This window comes from Flavobacterium ginsenosidimutans (genome assembly GCF_003254625.1).
GTDB classification, from domain to species: Bacteria; Bacteroidota; Bacteroidia; order Flavobacteriales; family Flavobacteriaceae; genus Flavobacterium; species Flavobacterium ginsenosidimutans.
The window spans coordinates 137,988-158,426 of sequence record NZ_QJRJ01000076.1; the positions used below are offsets into that span (position 1 = coordinate 137,988).

The 20,439-nt window shown below is 31.8% G+C and carries 17 protein-coding genes; 7 read left to right on the forward strand and 10 right to left on the reverse strand.

All coding sequences use genetic code 11. The features are described from left to right. Positions 1 to 66: 66 nt before the first annotated feature. Entirely contained in the window at positions 67 to 729 is a 663-nt protein-coding gene (locus tag DM444_RS11355) for an endonuclease III domain-containing protein (RefSeq protein ID WP_111286682.1), read from the forward strand. A 55-nt stretch (positions 730 to 784) separates the two neighbouring features. Here DM444_RS11355 and DM444_RS11360 read toward each other — a convergent pair whose 3' ends face one another. From DM444_RS11360 to DM444_RS11365, 3 genes are all read right to left on the reverse strand, one after another. Then, entirely contained in the window at positions 785 to 1,849 is a 1,065-nt protein-coding gene (locus DM444_RS11360; RefSeq protein WP_111286684.1) for a tetratricopeptide repeat protein, read from the reverse strand. Positions 1,850 to 2,443: 594 nt separating this feature from the next. Further along, complete coding sequence (locus tag DM444_RS23770) at positions 2,444 to 2,587, reverse strand: hypothetical protein (protein ID WP_204251680.1); 144 nt, start codon at positions 2,585 to 2,587, stop codon at positions 2,444 to 2,446. 50 nt (positions 2,588 to 2,637) lie between these two features. After that, positions 2,638 to 3,222, reverse strand: coding sequence for an RNA polymerase sigma factor (locus DM444_RS11365; protein WP_111286686.1), 585 nt, complete (start codon positions 3,220 to 3,222; stop codon positions 2,638 to 2,640). Positions 3,223 to 3,746: 524 nt separating this feature from the next. Between DM444_RS11365 and uvrA the strand changes: the two genes are divergently transcribed. After that, positions 3,747 to 6,542, forward strand: coding sequence for an excinuclease ABC subunit UvrA (gene uvrA, locus DM444_RS11370; RefSeq protein WP_111286688.1), 2,796 nt, complete (start codon positions 3,747 to 3,749; stop codon positions 6,540 to 6,542). 85 nt (positions 6,543 to 6,627) lie between these two features. On the opposite strand, the gene DM444_RS11375 is transcribed toward uvrA, so the two are convergent. The 5 genes from DM444_RS11375 to DM444_RS11395 form a co-directional block, all read right to left on the reverse strand. After that, positions 6,628 to 6,927 (reverse strand): hypothetical protein, encoded by a 300-nt coding sequence (locus DM444_RS11375; protein ID WP_111286690.1) that lies wholly within the window; start codon positions 6,925 to 6,927, stop codon positions 6,628 to 6,630. A 400-nt stretch (positions 6,928 to 7,327) separates the two neighbouring features. Beyond that, positions 7,328 to 8,797 (reverse strand): oligosaccharide flippase family protein, encoded by a 1,470-nt coding sequence (locus DM444_RS11380; protein WP_111286692.1) that lies wholly within the window; start codon positions 8,795 to 8,797, stop codon positions 7,328 to 7,330. 46 nt (positions 8,798 to 8,843) lie between these two features. Next, the gene (locus tag DM444_RS11385; protein ID WP_111286694.1) at positions 8,844 to 10,133 is read right to left on the reverse strand and encodes a glycosyltransferase family 4 protein; all 1,290 of its coding nucleotides are present in this window, start codon (positions 10,131 to 10,133) and stop codon (positions 8,844 to 8,846) included. Positions 10,134 to 10,182: 49 nt separating this feature from the next. Beyond that, on the reverse strand, positions 10,183 to 12,621 hold the full coding sequence (locus DM444_RS11390) for a YfhO family protein (protein WP_111286696.1): 2,439 nt from the start codon (positions 12,619 to 12,621) through the stop codon (positions 10,183 to 10,185). A 49-nt stretch (positions 12,622 to 12,670) separates the two neighbouring features. Beyond that, positions 12,671 to 12,964 (reverse strand): DUF4834 family protein, encoded by a 294-nt coding sequence (locus DM444_RS11395; protein ID WP_111286887.1) that lies wholly within the window; start codon positions 12,962 to 12,964, stop codon positions 12,671 to 12,673. 124 nt (positions 12,965 to 13,088) lie between these two features. Between DM444_RS11395 and DM444_RS11400 the strand changes: the two genes are divergently transcribed. Both DM444_RS11400 and DM444_RS11405 read left to right on the forward strand, forming a co-directional pair. Beyond that, positions 13,089 to 14,057, forward strand: coding sequence for a transporter (locus DM444_RS11400; RefSeq protein ID WP_111286698.1), 969 nt, complete (start codon positions 13,089 to 13,091; stop codon positions 14,055 to 14,057). Between the two features lie 43 nt (positions 14,058 to 14,100). Then, positions 14,101 to 15,219, forward strand: a complete 1,119-nt coding sequence (locus DM444_RS11405) for a GTP cyclohydrolase (RefSeq protein ID WP_111286700.1) — start codon at positions 14,101 to 14,103, stop codon at positions 15,217 to 15,219. Between the two features lie 105 nt (positions 15,220 to 15,324). Here DM444_RS11405 and DM444_RS11410 read toward each other — a convergent pair whose 3' ends face one another. Both DM444_RS11410 and DM444_RS11415 read right to left on the reverse strand, forming a co-directional pair. Further along, positions 15,325 to 15,807, reverse strand: a complete 483-nt coding sequence (locus DM444_RS11410; RefSeq protein ID WP_111286702.1) for a hypothetical protein — start codon at positions 15,805 to 15,807, stop codon at positions 15,325 to 15,327. Positions 15,808 to 15,927: 120 nt separating this feature from the next. After that, entirely contained in the window at positions 15,928 to 17,187 is a 1,260-nt protein-coding gene (locus DM444_RS11415) for an aminotransferase class I/II-fold pyridoxal phosphate-dependent enzyme (protein ID WP_111286704.1), read from the reverse strand. Between the two features lie 262 nt (positions 17,188 to 17,449). Here DM444_RS11415 and nirK point away from each other — a divergent pair, with 262 nt between their 5' ends. Genes nirK through DM444_RS11430 form a run of 3 tightly spaced genes read left to right on the forward strand, consistent with a single transcriptional unit; the run spans position 17,450 to position 20,277 of the window. Beyond that, positions 17,450 to 18,865, forward strand: coding sequence for a copper-containing nitrite reductase (nirK, locus tag DM444_RS11420; RefSeq protein WP_394364528.1), 1,416 nt, complete (start codon positions 17,450 to 17,452; stop codon positions 18,863 to 18,865). Between the two features lie 16 nt (positions 18,866 to 18,881). Further along, positions 18,882 to 19,664: a formylglycine-generating enzyme family protein gene (locus tag DM444_RS11425; protein WP_111286708.1), complete on the forward strand. Its 783-nt coding sequence runs from the start codon at positions 18,882 to 18,884 to the stop codon at positions 19,662 to 19,664. Between the two features lie 16 nt (positions 19,665 to 19,680). Next, positions 19,681 to 20,277 (forward strand): SCO family protein, encoded by a 597-nt coding sequence (locus DM444_RS11430; RefSeq protein WP_111286710.1) that lies wholly within the window; start codon positions 19,681 to 19,683, stop codon positions 20,275 to 20,277. Positions 20,278 to 20,439: the final 162 nt, after the last annotated feature.

The following is a 20,439-nucleotide window of genomic DNA, read 5'->3' on the forward strand; positions in this document are numbered from 1 at the left end:
TTAGATTTAGCAAAGATAACTTATAACTAATAATTCTTTATTTTTACAGACATTAAAATCACCAAAATGAATAAAGAAGCTCGCGTACAATTTGTTATCGATAAATTAAAAGAACTCTACCCTACTATACCTGTTCCGCTTGACCACAAAGATCCTTACACACTTTTAATTGCTGTTTTACTATCTGCTCAATGTACAGATGTACGTGTGAACCAAATTACACCTTTGTTATTTGCAAAAGCTGACAATCCGTATGATATGGTTAAAATGTCGATTGAGGAAATCAAAGAAATTATACGTCCGTGTGGTTTGTCTCCAATGAAATCCAAAGGAATTCATGGTTTATCAGAGATTTTAATAGAAAAACATAATGGAGAAGTTCCGCAGAGTTTTGAAGCTCTTGAAGCTCTACCTGCCGTTGGCCACAAAACAGCTAGTGTTGTAATGTCACAGGCTTTTGGTGTTCCGGCATTTCCAGTAGATACTCATATTCACAGATTAATGCACAGATGGAATTTATCTAATGGAAAAAATGTTGCGCAAACTGAAAAAGATGCTAAAAGATTATTTCCAAGGGATTTATGGAATGACTTGCATTTGCAGATTATTTGGTACGGCCGAGAATATTCGCCTGCAAGAGGATGGAATTTAGAAAAAGATATTATCACCAAAACTGTTGGAAAAAAATCACTTATTGAAGAGATGGAAAAAACTGCAGCAAAAAAATAAGGCACAAAAGAAAAACCTTTGTGCCCTTGTATCTCTGAAACTTTGTAACTTAAAATTACATTCCTGCCTTCAAAGCGTTATATTCTGCAGTCATATCAAGTGATCGATAAACTCCTAATAATGTTTTTGTTGCATCTTGATTTTTTGGTTCAAGCGTAAGTACTTTTTTCAGATACGGAATTGCACTTCGCGTGATATCGTCTTTTCTTGCATTAAGCTTATCATACTTTTGCATTTCGGCTGGAGTAGTTCCTAAAGAGGAAATTTCATCAGCTAAATCTTTCTTCATTTGTAATTTCAAATAAGCTAAATTGATATAAGCATCAACATAATTTGGATCTAATTCTAGAACATAATTGTAAATTGATTCTGCTTTAGGATAATCTTTCTTTTCTAAATAGGCATAAGCCAAATTATTATTTACTTCAATTTTCTTAGAAGCAACAGATTCTGTTCTTGGTTTTTCATAAAGACCTTGTGCAATTGCAGATTCTCTTGCTTTTGGAGAAATAAAAACATCTTCTTCTTTTGTTTTTTTATTGACTGCATAATACAAAACACCTTTTCCAGAGAAATTAATCTTTTTCAAAAGTTCATAATAAGTAACTGCTGAATTAAAATCTTTTGCATTAATAGATGAAGAAGCTGCATTATACAAGTTGATGGTGTCTTTTTTATCAAACAAATATACTTTATAGCTTTTCTCAGCGCTTTCTTTATACTTTTCTGCTTTAAAATCTGCCATAGCTCCATTTACAAGATTGGCTTTCATATCTTTTAAAGCCATGTTTGCTTTGACAGTCCATTTAAATTTACCTGATTCATTCTCATATAGAAATACATCTTGATAAGATTGTGAAGCCAATGTAAAATTATTAGCTGCATCAATATTTTTTCCAGCTAAATCTTTTAAAACATTTCCTTTTAAAAAGTAGTAATCAGATTTATCTTCATCAGTTGCGTTAAGAATAAGATATTCTGTTTTAGTCAAAACAGCCAAAGCTTCCTGGCTATTTCCTTTATCAAACAAAGACTGCGCTTCCTTAATATTGTCTTTTTGGGCAAATGCACCCACAGCTATCAACAAAAAGCATGATAGCATTTTAATTTTCTCTTTCATTTTGCGGTTAAGTTTTGGTGGATTAAATGATTTTCTTAGTTATTCAAAGGCATAGTAAGAAATAATCAACTGGTTAAAAGATTATTTTCGTCACTATTGGATGAGTAAAATACTTTCTGGTAAAAATATTAGTTACTCAAAAATCAAATGAACATTAAAACCTAACAAAATAAAGTAGTGTAGTTTTTCTTCATAAATGATCGGGTTTTTGGGTTAAATATTTAATTTCTAATTTATTAGTGTTCTTAATTATTTACTCAAATAAATATTCTAATACGAAAAATACTCCATAAAAGCTTTTTTAATGAATAAAAGATTAGTTTTTAACTAAAATAGAATTAAAAACTAAATAAACATATAAAATCGAATCAAAATATTAAATTTTAACAAAACTAAAGAAAATTGGTATAAAAAACTTATAAAAAATAGGAACCAAAAAATAGATAAGAATTATAAAAGGAGGAAATTAACAGAAAGAATATTTTTACAACCTAAAAAAAACTCACTACCTGAATAATACAAGTAGTGAGCTTTTCAACCAAAACGACCATTTGGTTTTATTTTAATAAACATCCGACAGGAGCAGTGGGCTGTTTAGTTAGCTATAATCTCAAAATTTTTATCATCAATCTTAACTACTGTTAAGGCTTTTGAATAATTTAAAATAAAAGAAACGACTTCTTTATTAGGCTTAAGATTTTTAGAAGCTAATGCTTTTTTTGAGTAAATTTTCCCCATACTATCAAAATGTTTTATAATAGTATAACGGGCTTATTATCAAAATAGTATTAGTTGGTTAAAATAATTTGATGTTTATCAATTATTTTTCTCAAATTCATTAGCGCATAACGCATTCTTCCCAATGCTGTATTGATGCTAACGCCTGTCACTTCTGAGATTTCTTTGAAACTCATATCTTGATACATACGCATTACCAATACTTCTTTTTGATCTTCAGGAAGCTCGTGGATCAACTTTTTTAAATCAATTTCTACCTGGTCTACAATCATTTTGCCTTCAATTGTCAATGAGTCATCTGACATTACAGAGAAAATAGAGAACTCTTCTGTTTCTCTGTACATTGGCATTTTTTTGGTTTTACGAAAATGATCCACAATTAAGTTGTGAGAAATACGCATTACCCAAGGCAGGAATTTACCTTCTTCGTTATAAGAATTACTTTTTAAAGTTTTGATTACTTTAATAAATGTATCTTGAAAAATATCATTTGAAATATCTCTATCAGCAATCTTCGAATATATGAAACCATATATCTTAGATTCATGCCTTTTTATTAATGTTGCCAGAGCAGCTTCACTGCCGTCAACATATTTTTTTACTAATAGAGCGTCTGGAGTATGCAGATCAGCCATAATAACTACTTTTTTAGTTTCTGTATTAAAATTTGGAGTAATTTTCTAAAAAGTAGTTTTTCTGTATAGGCGTATCTTTTGAGTTATGTTAATATTGTGTCCAAATTTAACAAATTTTAATTTTATAATCCAAATAAAATCATTAATTATTATTAGAAAAACTTTTATTAATGTACAATAAACATAAATTTTACGTACAAAAGGCTAAAAATCTCCAAAATAAAAAGGAATCACAACTGTTAAAAAACAGACATAAATACCTTACATTTAATCAGGTAAAATTATATTTTGAGTTAAATTATAGATTTAAATTACAATTTTTTCCTGATTAAATTGGACTCTTTCGAATATTTTTTAAACCAGCTTGTTTAAATTCAAATATTGCATCAAAAATCAATCGTTTTTTTCAATCCAAAAAGAAGTCATAATTCGCTCTAATTATGATAAAATAGTTAAAATTTGGAACTAAATCCTTAACTAAATCCAATTCAAAATTGATTACTTTTGTAAAAATTGAGTTTTTTATGCAAATTGATCTTTCTAAAATAGACCCAAAATCAAATATAATAATTAAAGGAGCGCAGGTACATAATTTAAAAAATGTAGATGTAGTCATTCCGAGAAACAAACTGGTTGTCATTACAGGTCTTTCAGGATCAGGTAAATCGAGTTTGGCTTTTGACACATTATATGCCGAAGGACAAAGACGTTATGTAGAAAGTTTATCATCTTATGCACGTCAGTTTTTAGGGCGTTTAGATAAACCAAAAGTAGAATATATTAAAGGTATTGCTCCGGCAATTGCGATTGAGCAAAAGGTAAACACAACAAACGCACGTTCGACAGTTGGGACTTCAACTGAAATTTACGATTATATCAAACTTTTATTTGCCAGAATCGGACGCACCTACTCTCCTATTTCTGGACAAGAAGTCAAAAAAAATACAGTTACAGATGTTATTGCCGATGTTAAAAGTCTTCCGCTGGATAGCCGATGGTTGCTTCTTTCTCCTATTCATCTTGAAGAAGGAAGACAATTAGAAGACAAACTAAAAATACTTTTACAGCAAGGTTTTGCCCGTATTTTGGTCGATAATGAAATGGTTCGTTTAGACGAGTTTTCTGCTTCAGATTTACATAAATTTGACAATAAAGATGTCTTATTAATTATTGACCGTATTGTTGTTAAAGAGGAAGAGGAATTTTATAACCGTCTAGCAGATGCTGTCCAGACTGCTTTTTTTGAAGGAAAAGGAATTTGTTATTTGCAGGAATTAAATGGAGAAAAAAGATTTTCTTATTCGAATAAATTTGAATTGGACGACATTACTTTCCTAGAACCAAATGTTCATTTATTTAGCTTTAATAATCCTTATGGAGCTTGCCCAGTTTGTGAAGGTTATGGAAATATAATTGGCATCGATGCTGATCTAGTTGTTCCAAATACTTCATTATCTATTTTTGAAAGTGCTATTTATCCGTGGCGTGGCGAAAGTATGAGCTGGTATAAAGATGAATTGGTAAAACATGCCTACAAATTTGATTTCCCAATTCACAAACCGTATTTTCAATTAACAGATGAACAGAAAGATTTAATTTGGACTGGGAATCAGTATTTTCAAGGACTAAATGACTTCTTCAAAGAACTAGAAGAAAAAAATTATAAGATTCAAAATCGTGTAATGCTGTCGCGTTATCGTGGTAAAACAAAATGTCATGTTTGTAAAGGCAAACGCTTGCGTGAAGAAGCTTCTTATGTGAAAATCAACGGAAAAACAGTTTCTGATTTAGTTGATTTACCAATTAAACATTTGGTTACTTTCTTCAAAAACATCGAGTTAAATGTTTACGAACAGCAGATCGCAAAGCGTTTAATGGTCGAAATCAATAATCGTTTATCTTTTTTAACCGAAGTTGGTTTGGATTATCTTACTTTAAATAGAAATTCAGCCACTCTTTCTGGTGGAGAATCACAGCGAATTAATCTTGCTACATCTCTTGGAAGCAGTTTAGTTGGATCGATGTATATTTTAGATGAGCCAAGTATTGGTCTGCATCCAAAAGATTCAGAAAGATTGATCAAAGTATTGCTTTCTCTTCGAGATCTTGGAAATACTGTAATTGTAGTAGAACACGACGAAGATATTATGAAAGCAGCCGATATGATTATCGATATTGGTCCTGAAGCAGGGACTTTTGGAGGAAAATTGGTAGCGCAAGGCACTTATGACGAAATTTTAAAATCGGATTCGCTTACGGCTAAATATCTAAACGGCGATCTAGAAATTTCTGTTCCTAAGAGACGAAGAAAATTCAAAAATCATATCGATATTATTGGCGCGCGCGAAAACAACTTAAAAAACATTAATGTTACTTTTCCTCTTGATGTTTTAACCGTTGTTACAGGAGTTTCTGGAAGTGGAAAAAGTACTTTGATTAAGAAAATCTTGTTTCCGGCAATGCAGAAGAAACTAGAAAGTGCAGCTGAAAAAGCGGGACAGTTTAGTGAAATTAGCGGTTCTTTTTCGCAGATTAAGCATATTGAATATGTAGATCAAAACCCGATTGGTAGAAGTTCTCGATCAAATCCAGTAACTTATATTAAAGCGTATGATGATATTCGTGATTTGTATGCCAAGGAAAAATTATCGAAAATAAGAGGTTATCAGGCTAAACATTTTTCTTTTAATGTTGACGGAGGACGATGCGAAACTTGTAAAGGAGAAGGCTCTATAAATGTCGAAATGGTTTTCATGGCCGATGTTTCTTTACCTTGTGAAACTTGCGGAGGAAAACGATTCAAAAAAGAGATTTTAGAAGTGACTTTTGACAATCAGAACATCAATGACATTTTGACGATGACAATCGATGATGCTATTGCTTTTTTCGAAAAAAACAAACAATCAAAAATCACTCAAAAATTGCAGCCTTTACAAGATGTTGGTTTAGGATATGTGCAATTAGGCCAATCTTCTTCTACGCTTTCTGGCGGAGAAGCACAACGTATTAAATTGGCTTCTTTCTTGGTAAAAGGAGCAACCAAAGACAAAGCTTTATTTGTTTTTGACGAACCAACAACTGGTTTGCATTTTCATGACATTAAAAAGCTTTTAGCTTCATTTGATGCTTTGATCGAAAAAGGACATTCGATAATTGTAATCGAACATAATCTTGATTTAATAAAATGTGCTGACTGGATTCTAGATTTAGGTCCAGAAGGTGGTGAAAACGGAGGTCATTTACTTGCTTCAGGAACTCCTGAAGATATTGTTAAAGTAAAAGAATCTGTAACAGGAGTTTATTTGAAAGACAAATTATAATATATCTTCCTTTTAAAATAGTTAAGCCATAAATACAATTGATTAGTTTGTATTTATGGCTTTTATTTTATTTCTTTTTTAATGTTTAAGCTACAAGACATTTTTCTTCAAAAGGAAGACCATCTTCGTCTATAGCTACTAAAATCTTTTTCTGTTTTGATGCTTCAAAGGTAAGATAGAGCCAAGCAAATGACCACAAACCCAGAGTTAAACAAAAAATCATGAAATTTAAACTGTGATTAACCACTTTTCCACCTTTAGATAAGACCGCGAAAAGCAATTCATCATTTCTTTCTTCTAAAGTAAATCCGTTATGAACTTTGTTTGAAATCATGTTCGAAAATACTTGCATGCTTTGTTCCTGGCTGAGATGATTGTCTTTCATAATTAATTTAAATCTACAATTAATCCAATACACTTTTCTTATTCCGCAATTTCTTGCAAAATTACTTCATCCAAAAAAATAAAAAAACACCTACATTTATCCATTTTGTTAGAAATAATTCTACAATTTCTTCAAAGTAGTTCTAAACTTTCATGATAAAGTTAATTTTTATAAAATTAATTACAAAATATTCACCTGTTAAAATTGATTATTTAATCACTTATTTTCAATTACTTAACCATAGCAAAGGAAGTTACGGCTAATAATTTAACAGGAATATTTTCTCGCCAAAGAATTTCATTTGCTTCTAGCAATTAAAAATCCAAGGCAAAAAAGAGATTGCTTAATAAAAATTAAAGAATATTTTAGCTAGAAATATCAGCTTTCTTCAAAAATCAGATTAAATTTTAAATCCTAGTTTCTTGAAAATAGAATCAATAACATTATTAATATCTGGAGATATTCTGAATTTATAATTCAAATACAGATACAAAATAGTTACTAAAACCGATTTTAAAGCAATGCTTATTAATTGGAAAAATGGAAATTCCCAGAAATAAAACACTAAAAACAATGCAAAAGTAAGAACCATTGAATGAATGGTTTGCTTTGTGAATGGATATAAATCTAGTTTTTTAACCACAAAAAGCAATTTAGCCAAACTATATAAAGTAATAGAAAGAAGAGTTGCAAACGCAGAACCAAAAATTCCTAAAATAGGGATAAAAATGATATTCAAAATTACCGTTAAAACAACCAGCATTAATCCTAAATACAATACCATTCGGTAATATTTAGTATTGAAAATAATCGCATTATTATTTCCTAAAATCAAATCGAAATACTTTGAAAGACCAATCATAAATACTACTGGAATTCCTCCGCTATATTCCTTTGGAACCAACTCGTACAATTGATCAATATTTACAAAAATACAAAGCATTACAAATCCTCCCACAATCTGAAGATTGATAGACGTTTTTTTATAAAGCCGATTTAATTCGTCATGTTTGTTTTCATGCATTAATCTCGCCGTAATTGGATACACAATTTGGTGCATAGCGCGACTTGGAACTGAAATTACTAAAGCGATATAAGTTGCAACAGAATAATACGCAATATTTTCAATTTTCATGTACTGATTCAAAATCAATTTGTCACCGTCTAAAAGCAAATTGGCAACACTACCTGACAAAATAATATAAAAAGTATATTCCATTACACTTTTTACATTTTCAGGTATAGTTATCTGAAAATTAGGCTTCTTAATATAAAAAGCATAAAACATTGTTACAATAAAAGCCAAGAAATAAATAGCCGCCGTTACATAAACAAACTCAACCAAACTTATCCAGTTAAAATACAATCCGATTAAGGCAAAAGTTGAAAGTAATCTTAAACCAACTTCTTTAATAAAGTTTCCAAAAACGGAATGCATATGCACTCTTGCCCACGCATAGAAAATTTCAAAATATGCCATACAAATCCCTATAAACGGAATAAGAAGCATAAATTCACGAACGACAGGATTTTCTTTAGAAACAAAATCGGTTATATCATCATAAAAAAAGATTCCGATAAGACCTAACGGAATACACATTATAACAGGAAATAAAGCTGTAAAAGACAGGAACTGCTCTCTTTCTTCTTCTGTTTTATATTGCGAATAAAATTTTACAAGTGTATTTTGCATTCCAATTGCAAACAAAGGCATAATTACATTTGCTGCAGAAGTAATATAATTCGTTAAAGCATAATATGTTGCCCCAAGAAAAACAGGATAAAGGTATAATGTATTAATGGCTCCGATACCAAAACCAATGTATGTAATTATAGTGTTTTTAAAAGACTGATTTAAGACAATACCCATGTTTGGATTTCTGAATTTAGATTTTAGATTTTAGATTTTTTACAATCTATGATTTCCTAATCAGCTGTGCTAATTGCTTCGTTAGATTTTTTCGAGAATATTGCTGTAAGCCAATTCCATGCGATTGCAGTTTCCCTTCCAAAAACTGATTAAAAAAGTCCAAAAGTACACTTTTTAATTTCGCTTTTTCAGAATAATCAAAAAATACTCCGGTATTAGTCTCTGTTACAATATCTGCAAAGTCAGAACCTTGAGGTCCAATTGCAACAATTGGGCGGTTTGAAACCATGTATTCGAACAATTTTCCTGGAATAATACTTTTCGTATCTTCAGAATTAATCTCTATTAAAAGTAAAACTTGAGATTTTCTCTGATGCGCAACAGCTTCTTTATGAGAAACGTAACCCACTAAATTTAAGTATTCTTTCAGTTGATTTTCTTCTATTGCATCTAAAACTTCCTGACTTACCGCTCCAATTAATTTAATTTCCAAATGAGATTTAAATTCTGGAACTTCCTTCAGTAATTCAACCAAAACCTCCCATAAAAATGGCGGGTTTCTATCTGATAAGAAAGAACCAATATGAGCTAAAGTAAATTTCGTGTCTAAAGTCTGTTTTTCAACAGTTTCAACATCGTAACCATTTGTAATTACTGTAATTGGCTTATTGGTAATCGCTTCAAATTCAGTTTTAGTGGTTTTACTTGTTACAATGATTTCATCTGCCGAATTAAGCACTTTGTGTTCTAAATTTTTATGCTTTTTTTCTGCATAAGAAGATAATCTAAGCGCTTTATGATATCCGATTGTTGTCCAAGGATCACGGAAATCGGCAAACCATTTCACTTTTAATTTTTGCTGTAATTCTAAACCAATTAAGTGCAAACTATGTGGCGGTCCAGAAGTTACAATCGTATCAATATTATTTTCTTGAATGTATTTTTCTAAATAAGAAACGGATGGTTTTACCCAAAAAACGCGTGCATCTGGAATAAAAAGATTTCCTCGAACCCAAAGGAATGTTTTATCTAAAAAGGTCTGTTTTTTCTTTTGCGGAAAAATTCCCGAACTGATTTTCTTGGTTTTATTTTTCGAAAAAATGGAAGCCAATTGGTAAGGCTCCCAAATTTTATTCTTTAAAACAATTACTTTATCTGATATTTCACTTACCAATCCTTCATCAACAATTGGATAAGTCGGATTTTCTGGAACGTAAACTATTGGCTGTACATCAAATTCTGGCAAATATTTTACAAATTTCAGCCAACGCTGTACACCAGGCCCTCCCGCAGGTGGGAAATAATAGGTAATTATTAAAAGTTTTTTTTGTTCCAAGGAAAATGAGTTTACTATTTTTAAAGTGCGAATTTAGAATTTTGAAATTCTAGACTTCATTTTTCTTACTAGAATTTCTACTTTCAAAATAAATTCCTCCAGCTAAAAGCAACAGCATTCCAATTGAACTTATTAAAGTAATTGTCCCTCCAGTTTTGATAATCTGAGGCTCAAATTTAAATTCAATAGTGTGTTTTCCAGCAGGAACTTCCATTGCTCTTAGAACATAATCAACTGGGAAATGATCTGTTAATTTACCGTCTATATAAGCGTTCCAGCCATTTTTATAATACATTTCAGAGAAAACAGCTAAACCTTCTCCGTTATTTTCTGATTTGTATTTGATATAATTTGGCTTATAAGTAACAACCTTAATCGTTCCTGTTGTATCAAAAGCTTTCTTTAATCTCGCGTTTTGGAATTTACTTTCATGCTCGTGAACATTGAAAACCGCTACTTTTTTAGTATCTAAAGTATTCAACGCTTTCATTACATCATCTGGTTTATTTACCAGTTTTACTGCACCCACAAACCAAGCATTTCCGTTAGCATCTGGATTAACAGCAGGAATTTGATTTCCTTCTTTATCTACTTGAATTACATACTTAACATTAAGCATATTAAGCACTTCAAGATTATTTTTAGCAATTTGATAATCGTACAATTGCTGCATTCTTCTTGGTCTTACAGCACTATATCCACCAATAGTTTTATGGAAATAAGAAGATCTTCCTTGCAATTGTCCCTGAAGATCAAATACACGGTAAACCGATGTGTCTTTTAAAATCTGACTGTCTGCAGGTGTTTCTTGAAATGGCGCCGCAATTTGAACTGGACTCACAAAATCTTTAGCCGAAACATATTTTTTATCCACAAAGAATAAGTCAAAAATCATTACAATTCCAACTATAACTAAAGTTGTTGTCTGAGATAATCTGTTTTTAATAAACATCCACAACACCACAAAAGTAACAACTATTAAAAATCCAGATCTTAATAAATCTGCATAATACATAGTCATTCTATCTTCTTTTAAAGCATCAACGAAGCCTGGTCCGTAGCTTTCTAAGAAATATTGATCACTTGTTCCTGTAAAATGGAAGAAACTTTTTGCTATTAATAAAATAACAAGAACTCCCAAACCAAAAACTCCAGTCTGAACTAAAGCTTTCTGCTGTAATTTAGGCTCGTCTTTAGCCTTAAAGAATGACTGTAATCCCATAACAGCTAAAACAGGGAAACATAATTCTAAAATAACTTGAATTGAAGATACCGCTCTAAATTTATCATACAACGGAACATATTCAATAAAAAAGTTCGTCAACAAAGAGAAGTTTTTACCCCAAGAAAGCACTAAAGTAAAAAGTGCTCCTGTAAGGAAAACATATTTGATTTTTCTTTCGTCTATAAATAGTGCTAAAACTGCTAAAAAGAAAACTACTGCTCCAATATAAGCTGGCGCAGAAACGATTGGCTGATCTCCCCAATACGTTGGCATTCCCGAAACAAAATCCTGAGCTTGAGATGTAGGAACTCCTTGTTCAACCATAAATGCATACATACGGCTGTCTGTACCAACATTTTCATGGCTTGAACCTCCAAAAATTCTTGGAGCAATTAAATTTAAACTTTCTGCGATACCGTAACTATATTCTGTAATATAGTCGGTTGTCATAGAAGCTGTGGTTTCATTTTTTGATCCGTCTGGATTAAAAGTCAACTCACTTTTATCTCTAATACTATATTTGGCATATTCATTTGTTGCCATTAAATTTCCAGCATTAGCTCCTAAAGCAAAAATTCCAGCAACAAGTAAAACTCCACAAGAAATTAAAAGTCCTTTAAAGTCCTTTTCTTTGATAAAATTAAAAGCAAAATAACCTGAAAGTATCAATAAGAATATCAATAAATAATAGGTCATTTGGAAATGATTAGCACTAATTTCAAGTGCCACAGCAAACATGGTGAGCAAACCTCCCCAAATATATTTTTTCTGAAAGACGAGTATAAATCCTGCAATTACCAAAGGCATATAAGCAATAGCGTGCGCTTTGGCATTATGACCAACTCCTAAAATAATAATCATGTAAGTTGAAAAACCAAATGCTATAGCTCCGATAAAAGCTTTCAACGGATCAGTTTTTAAGACCAATAATAAACCATAAAAACCAAGGAAATATAAAAACAAGTAATCTGCAGGACGCGGAAGAAAACGCAGTACATCATCAACTTTACCAATAAAATCGTTCGGATAATTTGCTCCAAGCTGATATGTTGGCATACCACCAAAAGCTGAATTTGTCCAATAAGGTTCAGCATTTTCAACAGCTCTAAAGTCATTTTGCTCTTTTGCCATTCCGGTATATTGAGCAATATCTGACTGGAAAATTTGCTTTCCTTGTAGAACTGGATAAAAATAAATTAATGATACTAAGATAAAGCCCAGTACAACAAGGGCATGCGGATAGAACTTATTTACTATTTTCAATTTTGGCTGGTTTGGGTTAAAATGAATCCTAAATTTTCAGGACACAAATCTAATCTATTTCTTCGTAATCAACATACTCCCCGACTTTTTTGGTTTCGCGCGGGTTTTTAGCATTAGCAGTATTAATAATTATTTCGTCTTTATTAGTATTGTTATTCTGCCAATTATTGCCTTGATTGTACTGACCGTATTGTTGTTGCTGTCTTTGAAAATTTTCACTCGCATTTTCAACTGCCTTTTTTACCAATACTGGCAAAAAGATTCGAGCTAAAAATTTCATGATATAATAAAAGGCGATAAGCCCAATAATAAATCTCAAACCTGAAAATGATGCTTCTTGCATAACTCTATAATTTTTTTCCAAAATTAATAAATCCGTTGTTTAAAAATAAAATATGAATCTTAAATAAATAATAAAATATGTACATTTGAAATGCGTTATTATATTTTAATCCAAAAAAAATTATATGTTCAAAATTAAAAACTTACTTGCCCCGGTACTTTTTTTTATTCCACAACTGTTTTTTGCGCAATATACTGATGTCATTAATTCAAATCGTCCAGGTGAAACCATGTCAGCTTATGCTGTTGGAAAATCAGTGATTCAAGCCGAATTAGGTGTTTATGGCATTAAAGAAAAACACGATTTATTAGATTATGACGCCAGCGGATTTGGTACAGATCTTACTATTAGATATGGTGCGTTTCTTGAGAAATTAGAATTTATTGCTGATATTCAATATCAAATGGAAAATTTTGATACTTCTTACACTAGTTATAAAAAGAATAATTTCAGACAGACTGTTTTAGGTGCTAAATATCTTATTTACGATCCTTATAAAAATTATAAAAGAGAAGCTAATATTTATAGCTACAAAGCCAATCGTAATTTTCAATGGCGCGAATTGATTCCAGCTGTTTCTGTTTTTGCAGGAGCTAATTTTGTTGGTGCCGATAATCCTTATTATTTTTCTCCAGATGGCGCTATTTCGCCTAAAATTTCATTGATTACACAAAACCTATTAGGCGGAGGATCTTGGGTTTTTGTAACTAATATTATTGCAGATTATATTGGCACAGACTATCCAAGTTATGGATATGTATTAACTTTGACGCACGGATTTAATGACAGATGGTCTGGTTTTATTGAAAATCAAGGATATAAAAGCGACTTTTATAGTGATTCTATTCTTCGTACAGGAGCTGCTTTTCTGCTTTCTTCAAATATGCAGGTTGATGCTTCTATAAGTACTAATTTCAAAAACACACCATCTATTTTATATGGTGGCGTTGGAGTTTCATGGCGATATGACGGATGGTACAAAGAAAAGGTAGAAGTAAACAAAGCCGCAGACAGAGCCAAAAAGAATCCAGACAATGAAAAACAAATAGATTATCAGGAAAAAGAAAGAAAACGTAAAGCAAAATACGAATAAAGTAAAAATAACAAACCTTTAAAAAGGACTCAATACCACCTTAATGATTACAATTAAAGAAGCCAAAAGCAAGAAAGAATTAACCGAATACATAAAATTTCCTTTTTCATTGTATAAAGATAATCCGTATTGGGTTCCTCCTATTATTTCAGATGAATTGGAATCTTTTGATAAAACTAAAAATCCAGCGTTTGATAATGCCGAGGCTTACTTTTATCTGGCTTACAGAGATAATAAAATTGTGGGACGTATTACTGCTATTATCAATTGGTCTGAAGTTAATAACCAGCACAAGAGAAAAGTACGTTTCGGATGGTTTGATGTAATTGATGATATTGAAGTCACAAAAGCTTTGCTTGAAAAAGTTTATGAATTAGGAAGGAAACATAATTTAGAACATGCTGAAGGTCCAATGGGATTTTCAAATTTAGATAAAGTTGGAGTTCTTACCGAAGGTTTTGATCAAGTTGGAACCATGATTACATGGTATAATCATGAATATTATGTAAGACATTTTGAGGAATTAGGCTTTCAAGTTGAAAAACAATATATAGAAAGCATATTTCCTTTTTCTAATGTTAAACCAGAATTCTTTCAAAAGGCACAAGAATTAATCAAGAAACGTTACGGACTAAAAGCTCTTAATTTTACCAAAACAAAAGATATTATGCCTCACGTAGACAAAATGTTTGATTTGTTTAATGAATCTTATGAAAAACTAGCTTCATTTGTAGCCATTTCTGATGTGCAAAAAGAGTATTTTAAAAAGAAATATATCAGTTTCATCAATCCAGAATACATCAAATTTGTAGTTGATAAAGACGATAATTTGGTTGCTTTCAGTATTGTAATGCCAAGTTTTGTTGAAGCTTTGCAAAAAATAAGAGGGAAATTATTTCCGTTTGGTTTTCTGCAACTATTAAAAGCTAGAAAACACAGTAAAGATGTTGTTTTTTACCTTATCGGAGTTCATCCTGAATACCAAAATAAAGGTGTTACGGCTATTATTTTTGACGAATATTACAAAACGTTTTCTGCTAAAGGAATCCAAACTTGCATTAGAACTCCTGAATTATTAGAAAACAATGCTATTCATTTACTTTGGAAAAACTTTGATCCAGTTATTCACTGTCAGAGAAAGACTTATTTGAAGAATCTTTAATTTTAGTTTTCAGTCGCAGTCTCAGTTTTTAGTTTTAGAAAATTAACAATAAAAAAATCCATTCGCCCCCAAACGAATGGATTTTTCACTTCATAAACACATCATTTACTCTACTTTGCAATCAACTTTAGTCAAAGTATTTTTTTGATCAAATTTTAGTTTTGATTTATCTTTAAAAGAAACTTTATCATTGGCAGTTACTACATCGCCATATCCTTCAACAAAAGTTCCATCTTTTTGCAGAAAAACAACTTCTCTTACAGACGAAACTCCTTCTGAATTAAAAGTATAATCGGCAATTAAAGTGTCGCCTTTCATATTTCCTATTAAAGTTCCTTCGTTTTTATCTTTTCCAACCAAATTATAACTTAGTTTTCCGTTTACTTCCTGATGAGAATTAACATTAAAACTCATTTCGATCACGCTTCCGTCTGATCTCCAAGCATAACATTGATCGCCTGCAGGCTCTACAATTTCGGCTTCTTTTGGTGGACTTGGCGTTATTTGAATTGGCTCTGTTTTAGTTTCTTTTTTACATGAAACAAGAACTGTTAAAACAAGAGTTGTTATAGTTAATACTTTTTTCATAATGCTGTTTTTATTTTGTGATTATGACATAAAGTTAGCTTAAATAAAAAAAATCCATTCGTAGAACAAATGGATTTTTTTACATAATTCCCACTTAAGGAAATCTATTTTTTTATGAATTTACGAAACGTCAACAGTTGTACGTTCAGCAATTTCTTTATAAGTTCCGTTAATCAATTTCTCACGAATTGCCTCGAAAGCTGTTAAAGTCTCTTCGATATCTGCTAATGTATGAGAAGCTGTCGGGATCATTCTTAACAAAATAATTCCTTTTGGAATAACTGGATATACAACGATAGAAAGGAAAATACCGTAGTTTTCTCTTAAATCGTTAACCATAACCATTGCTTCTGGAATACTTCCTTCTAAGTAAACTGGTGTAATACAAGTATTTGTATCTCCAATATTAAATCCTTTTTCTTTAAGACCACTTTGTAATGCATTCACATTTTCCCAAAGTTTATCTTTAATTGCAGAAGATTTACGTAACAATTCTAAACGTTTTAATGAACCAATTGTTTGAATCATTGGTAATGCTTTAGCAAACATTTGAGAACGTAAGTTATATTTCAAATAATCGATAACTGTTTTATCAGCCGCTACGAAAGCTCCGATATTAGCCATAGATTTTGCAAAAGTAGAGAAGTAAACATCAATTTGATCTTGAACTCCTTGCTCCTCACCTGCGCCAGCACCAGTTTTACCTAAAGTACCAAAACCGTGAGCATCATCTACCAATAATCTGAAATTGTATTTTTTCTTTAACTCAGCAATTTCTTTTAATTTTCCTTGCTGTCCGCGCATTCCGAAAACACCTTCAGTAATAAATAAAATACCTCCACCTGTTTCTTCTGCCATTTTAGTAGCACGTTGCAAGTTTTTCTCCATACTTTCAAGATCATTGTGTTTGTATGTGAAACGTTTACCCATGTGTAAACGAACACCATCAATGATACAAGCATGCGAATCTACGTCATAAACAATAATGTCATTTTTAGTAACCAAAGCATCAATAATAGACACCATTCCTTGGTAACCAAAATTCAATAAATAAGCAGATTCTTTCATTACGAATTCAGCTAATTCATTTTCTAATTGTTCATGATACGTTGTGTGCCCAGACATCATACGAGCTCCCATTGGATATGCTGCACCAAACTGAATTGCTGCATCTGTATCTGCCTGACGAACTTCTGGATGATTTGCTAAACCTAAATAATCATTTAAACTCCAGTTTAAAATATTTTTTCCGTGAAAAGTCATTCTAGGACCCAACTCTCCTTCTAACTTTGGGAAAACATAGTAACCCTCTGCTTGAGAAGCCCACTTTCCTAAAGGTCCTTTATTGTCCTGAATTCTTTCGAATAAATCTTTTACCATAATATATGTAGTAATTTTTTTTACTTAATCAGCGAGCAAAAATAATCATTATTAATTTAAAATGAAGAGCCTCAATTATTTTTATTTAAAAATAATCATCTGATTTTATTCTGTAAGTTTTACCTTAAACAATTATTCGGAATTATCAGCAAACATGATTTTTATCATAATAAAAGACAAAATAGTCCTTTAATTTTGATCCATATTTAAACGAAAACAAAACCAAGTAATTATGGAAAGAAATAACAAAATTTGGATTAAAATGAACGTACTGATATGTTCATTTTTTATGATTCTTCTTTTAGGCAGTTGCAAAAAAGATGAAGCTAAAAATTACGCAGATATTATGACTGAGGGCGAAATGGATGCCGAACTCACATCACCACCTCACGTTCCTAAACCTGTTGGCAGCAGAACCGCCATGAAACTTAAATTAAACATGGAAATTAAGGAACAAGAAGGTACAATGACTGACGGTGTAAAATATACTTATTGGACATTTGGCGGTTCTGTTCCGGGAAGTTTTATTAGAACGCGAGTTGGCGATGAAGTTGAATTTCACTTAAAAAACCATCCTGACAACAAATTACCGCATAATATCGATTTACACGCTGTAACTGGTCCAGGTGGTGGAGCAACTTCTTCTCTTGTAGCTCCTGGACACGAAAAAGTTTTCAGTTTTAAAGTTCTAAATCCTGGATTGTATGTATATCACTGTGCAACAGCTCCTGTGGGAATGCACATTGCAAATGGTATGTACGGATTGATTTTGGTTGAACCTGAAGGCGGACTTCCTCCTGTTGATAAAGAATACTACGTTATGCAAGGCGATTTTTACACTCAAGGTGAATATGGTGCAAAAGGTCTTCAGCCGTTTGACATGAATAAAGCGGTAAAAGAAACTCCTGATTATGTAGTATTTAACGGAAAAGTGGGATCATTAACAAATGGAAATGAATTGACTGCTAAAGTTGGTGAAACCGTTCGTTTGTTTGTTGGAAATGGTGGACCAAATTTGGTTTCTTCTTTCCACGTTATCGGAGAAATATTTGACAATGTGCATGTTGAAGGCGGAAGTACAATAAACAAAAATGTTCAAACGACTTTAATTCCTGCTGGTGGCGCTGCAATTGTAGATTTTAAAGTTGAAACTCCGGGAACTTTCATTTTAGTTGATCACTCTATTTTTAGAGCTTTCAACAAAGGTGCTCTGGGAATGCTAAAAGTGGAAGGAAAAGAAAACAAAAACATCTATTCTGGAACTATTCAAGAAGGTATTTATTTGCCTGAAGGTGGAACAATTCAAAAAATGCCTGGAACCTCAACTGCAAAAGCAGCAGTTCCAAAACGTACTGTTGAAGAAAAAGTTAAAATTGGTAAAGAAATTTTCGGAACAACTTGTTTCGCTTGCCACCAATCTGAAGGACAAGGAATCCCAAATACTTTCCCTCCTTTAGCAAAATCAGATTATCTGAATGCTGATTCTAAACGTGCTATTAAAACGATTCTACATGGTTTAACGGGAGAAGTTACAGTTAACGGTAAAAAATACAACAACGTAATGCCAGCTCAGAATTTATCTGATGATGAAATCGCAAATGTGCTGACTTACATTTATAGCAGTTGGGGAAATAATAAAACAGAAATTACGCCAGAAATGGTAAAAGCGCTAAGATAACAGCAAAACCAACGGCATGAAAAAATACATTTTCATTCTTTTAATTGTCTTTTTCCCTGTGTTTACTAGTGTCATGAAGGCACAGGAAACAGAAATGGCTTTCATTAAAGAGGGATCTTTTGTCCCTCTTTATGGAGTCGTTTCTAAAAAACCTGTCGAAGTAAAATCCTTTTATATAGACATTTACCCTGTTACAAACCGTGAATTCTTAGATTTCGTCAAAAAAAATCCTTCTTACCAAAAGTCAAAAATTAAAGGCATTTTTGCTGATAAAAGCTATTTGTCGTATTGGTCAACTGATTTTGATTTTGGAAATGCAAAACCAAATTCGCCTGTGACAAGTGTTTCTTGGTTTGCCGCAAAAAAATACTGTGAATGCGAAGGAAAACGTTTAGCTACAATGGATGAATGGGAATACGTAGCAATGGCAGATACTAAAAAGATTGACGCCAGAACCAAAAAAGAATTCAACGAATACATTTTGTCTTGGTATGAGAAATCGAGAACGTATGAAAATGAAATTGGAAAAACTTTCAAAAATTATTGGGGAGTTTACGATATGCATGGTTTGGTTTGGGAATGGACTTCTGATTTCAACAGCATCTTTTTATCTGGAGAATCTAGAAAAGATAAAAGTACCGACAAAAATCTTTTCTGCGGAAGCGGATCTGTAAATGCATCCGATTTAATGGATTATGCCGCTTTTATGCGTTACGCGTTCAGAGGAAGCTTGAAAGCGCAATATTCAACACGAAATCTTGGCTTTAGATGCGCCAGCACCACAAAACCAAAAATCTAATTTAAATTAGTTTACAATGAAAAAAATAGCAATCGCTTTTCTTCTCCTATTCTCATTTTACAGCTGTAAAGAAGCAGATAAAAAAGAAGCTATAGCAGAAACAAAAAAGGAAATCAGTGATTTATCGATTTACAATCTTCCTTCAAAATGGACAACACAAGATGGTAAAGACATTGAATTGAAAAGTCTGAGAGGAAATGTTTTGGTAATGGTAATGATTTATACCAGCTGCAAATCGGCTTGTCCGAGATTAGTTGCCGATATGCGTGATATTGAATCAAAATTGGAGAAACAAACAAAACAGCATGTAAAATTGATTTTGGTAAGTATAGATCCAAATACAGATACTCCAGAAAGACTAAAATCATTCGCTATTGAAAACAAAATGAATCAAGATCCTTGGATTTTCCTTCGTTCAACTGAAGAAAACACTCGCGAATTTGCAGCAGTTTTGGCTGTCAATTATAAAAAAATCTCTCCAATAGATTTTTCGCATTCAAATATTATCAGCGTTTTTAATCCTGAAGGAGAATTGGTTTTTCAGCAGGAAGGTTTAGGCGTAAATAATGAAAAAACAATCGAAATAATAAATCTTGAAGCTGGAAAGATATAGATATTTAAATAGGTTAATTAGTAAGAAACAAGAGTAAGTTTAGAAATAAATTGACTCTTGTTTTTTATTTACATAAAAAGCTAAGTTAAGCTTCGGAAAAGCGAAATATTTATCAGGTTAGCAAATTCCCAATATGATTCTATAAATATTTTGCTCCGCTGG

What these genes read in the sequence shown, in the direction of transcription:
- uvrA (WP_111286688.1), top strand. Translation starts at nt 3,747, where the DNA reads ATGCAAATTGATCTTTCTAAAATAGACCCAAAATCAAATATAATAATT.
- DM444_RS11380 (WP_111286692.1), bottom strand. Translation starts at nt 8,797, where the DNA reads ATGGGTATTGTCTTAAATCAGTCTTTTAAAAACACTATAATTACATAC.
- DM444_RS11410 (WP_111286702.1), bottom strand. Translation starts at nt 15,807, where the DNA reads ATGAAAAAAGTATTAACTATAACAACTCTTGTTTTAACAGTTCTTGTT.
- DM444_RS11355 (WP_111286682.1), top strand. Translation starts at nt 67, where the DNA reads ATGAATAAAGAAGCTCGCGTACAATTTGTTATCGATAAATTAAAAGAA.
- DM444_RS11400 (WP_111286698.1), top strand. Translation starts at nt 13,089, where the DNA reads ATGTTCAAAATTAAAAACTTACTTGCCCCGGTACTTTTTTTTATTCCA.
- DM444_RS23770 (WP_204251680.1), bottom strand. Translation starts at nt 2,587, where the DNA reads ATGGGGAAAATTTACTCAAAAAAAGCATTAGCTTCTAAAAATCTTAAG.
- DM444_RS11415 (WP_111286704.1), bottom strand. Translation starts at nt 17,187, where the DNA reads ATGGTAAAAGATTTATTCGAAAGAATTCAGGACAATAAAGGACCTTTA.
- DM444_RS11395 (WP_111286887.1), bottom strand. Translation starts at nt 12,964, where the DNA reads ATGCAAGAAGCATCATTTTCAGGTTTGAGATTTATTATTGGGCTTATC.
- nirK (WP_394364528.1), top strand. Translation starts at nt 17,450, where the DNA reads ATGAACGTACTGATATGTTCATTTTTTATGATTCTTCTTTTAGGCAGT.
- DM444_RS11405 (WP_111286700.1), top strand. Translation starts at nt 14,101, where the DNA reads ATGATTACAATTAAAGAAGCCAAAAGCAAGAAAGAATTAACCGAATAC.
- DM444_RS11425 (WP_111286708.1), top strand. Translation starts at nt 18,882, where the DNA reads ATGAAAAAATACATTTTCATTCTTTTAATTGTCTTTTTCCCTGTGTTT.
- DM444_RS11365 (WP_111286686.1), bottom strand. Translation starts at nt 3,222, where the DNA reads ATGGCTGATCTGCATACTCCAGACGCTCTATTAGTAAAAAAATATGTT.
- DM444_RS11360 (WP_111286684.1), bottom strand. Translation starts at nt 1,849, where the DNA reads ATGAAAGAGAAAATTAAAATGCTATCATGCTTTTTGTTGATAGCTGTG.
- DM444_RS11375 (WP_111286690.1), bottom strand. Translation starts at nt 6,927, where the DNA reads ATGAAAGACAATCATCTCAGCCAGGAACAAAGCATGCAAGTATTTTCG.
- DM444_RS11430 (WP_111286710.1), top strand. Translation starts at nt 19,681, where the DNA reads ATGAAAAAAATAGCAATCGCTTTTCTTCTCCTATTCTCATTTTACAGC.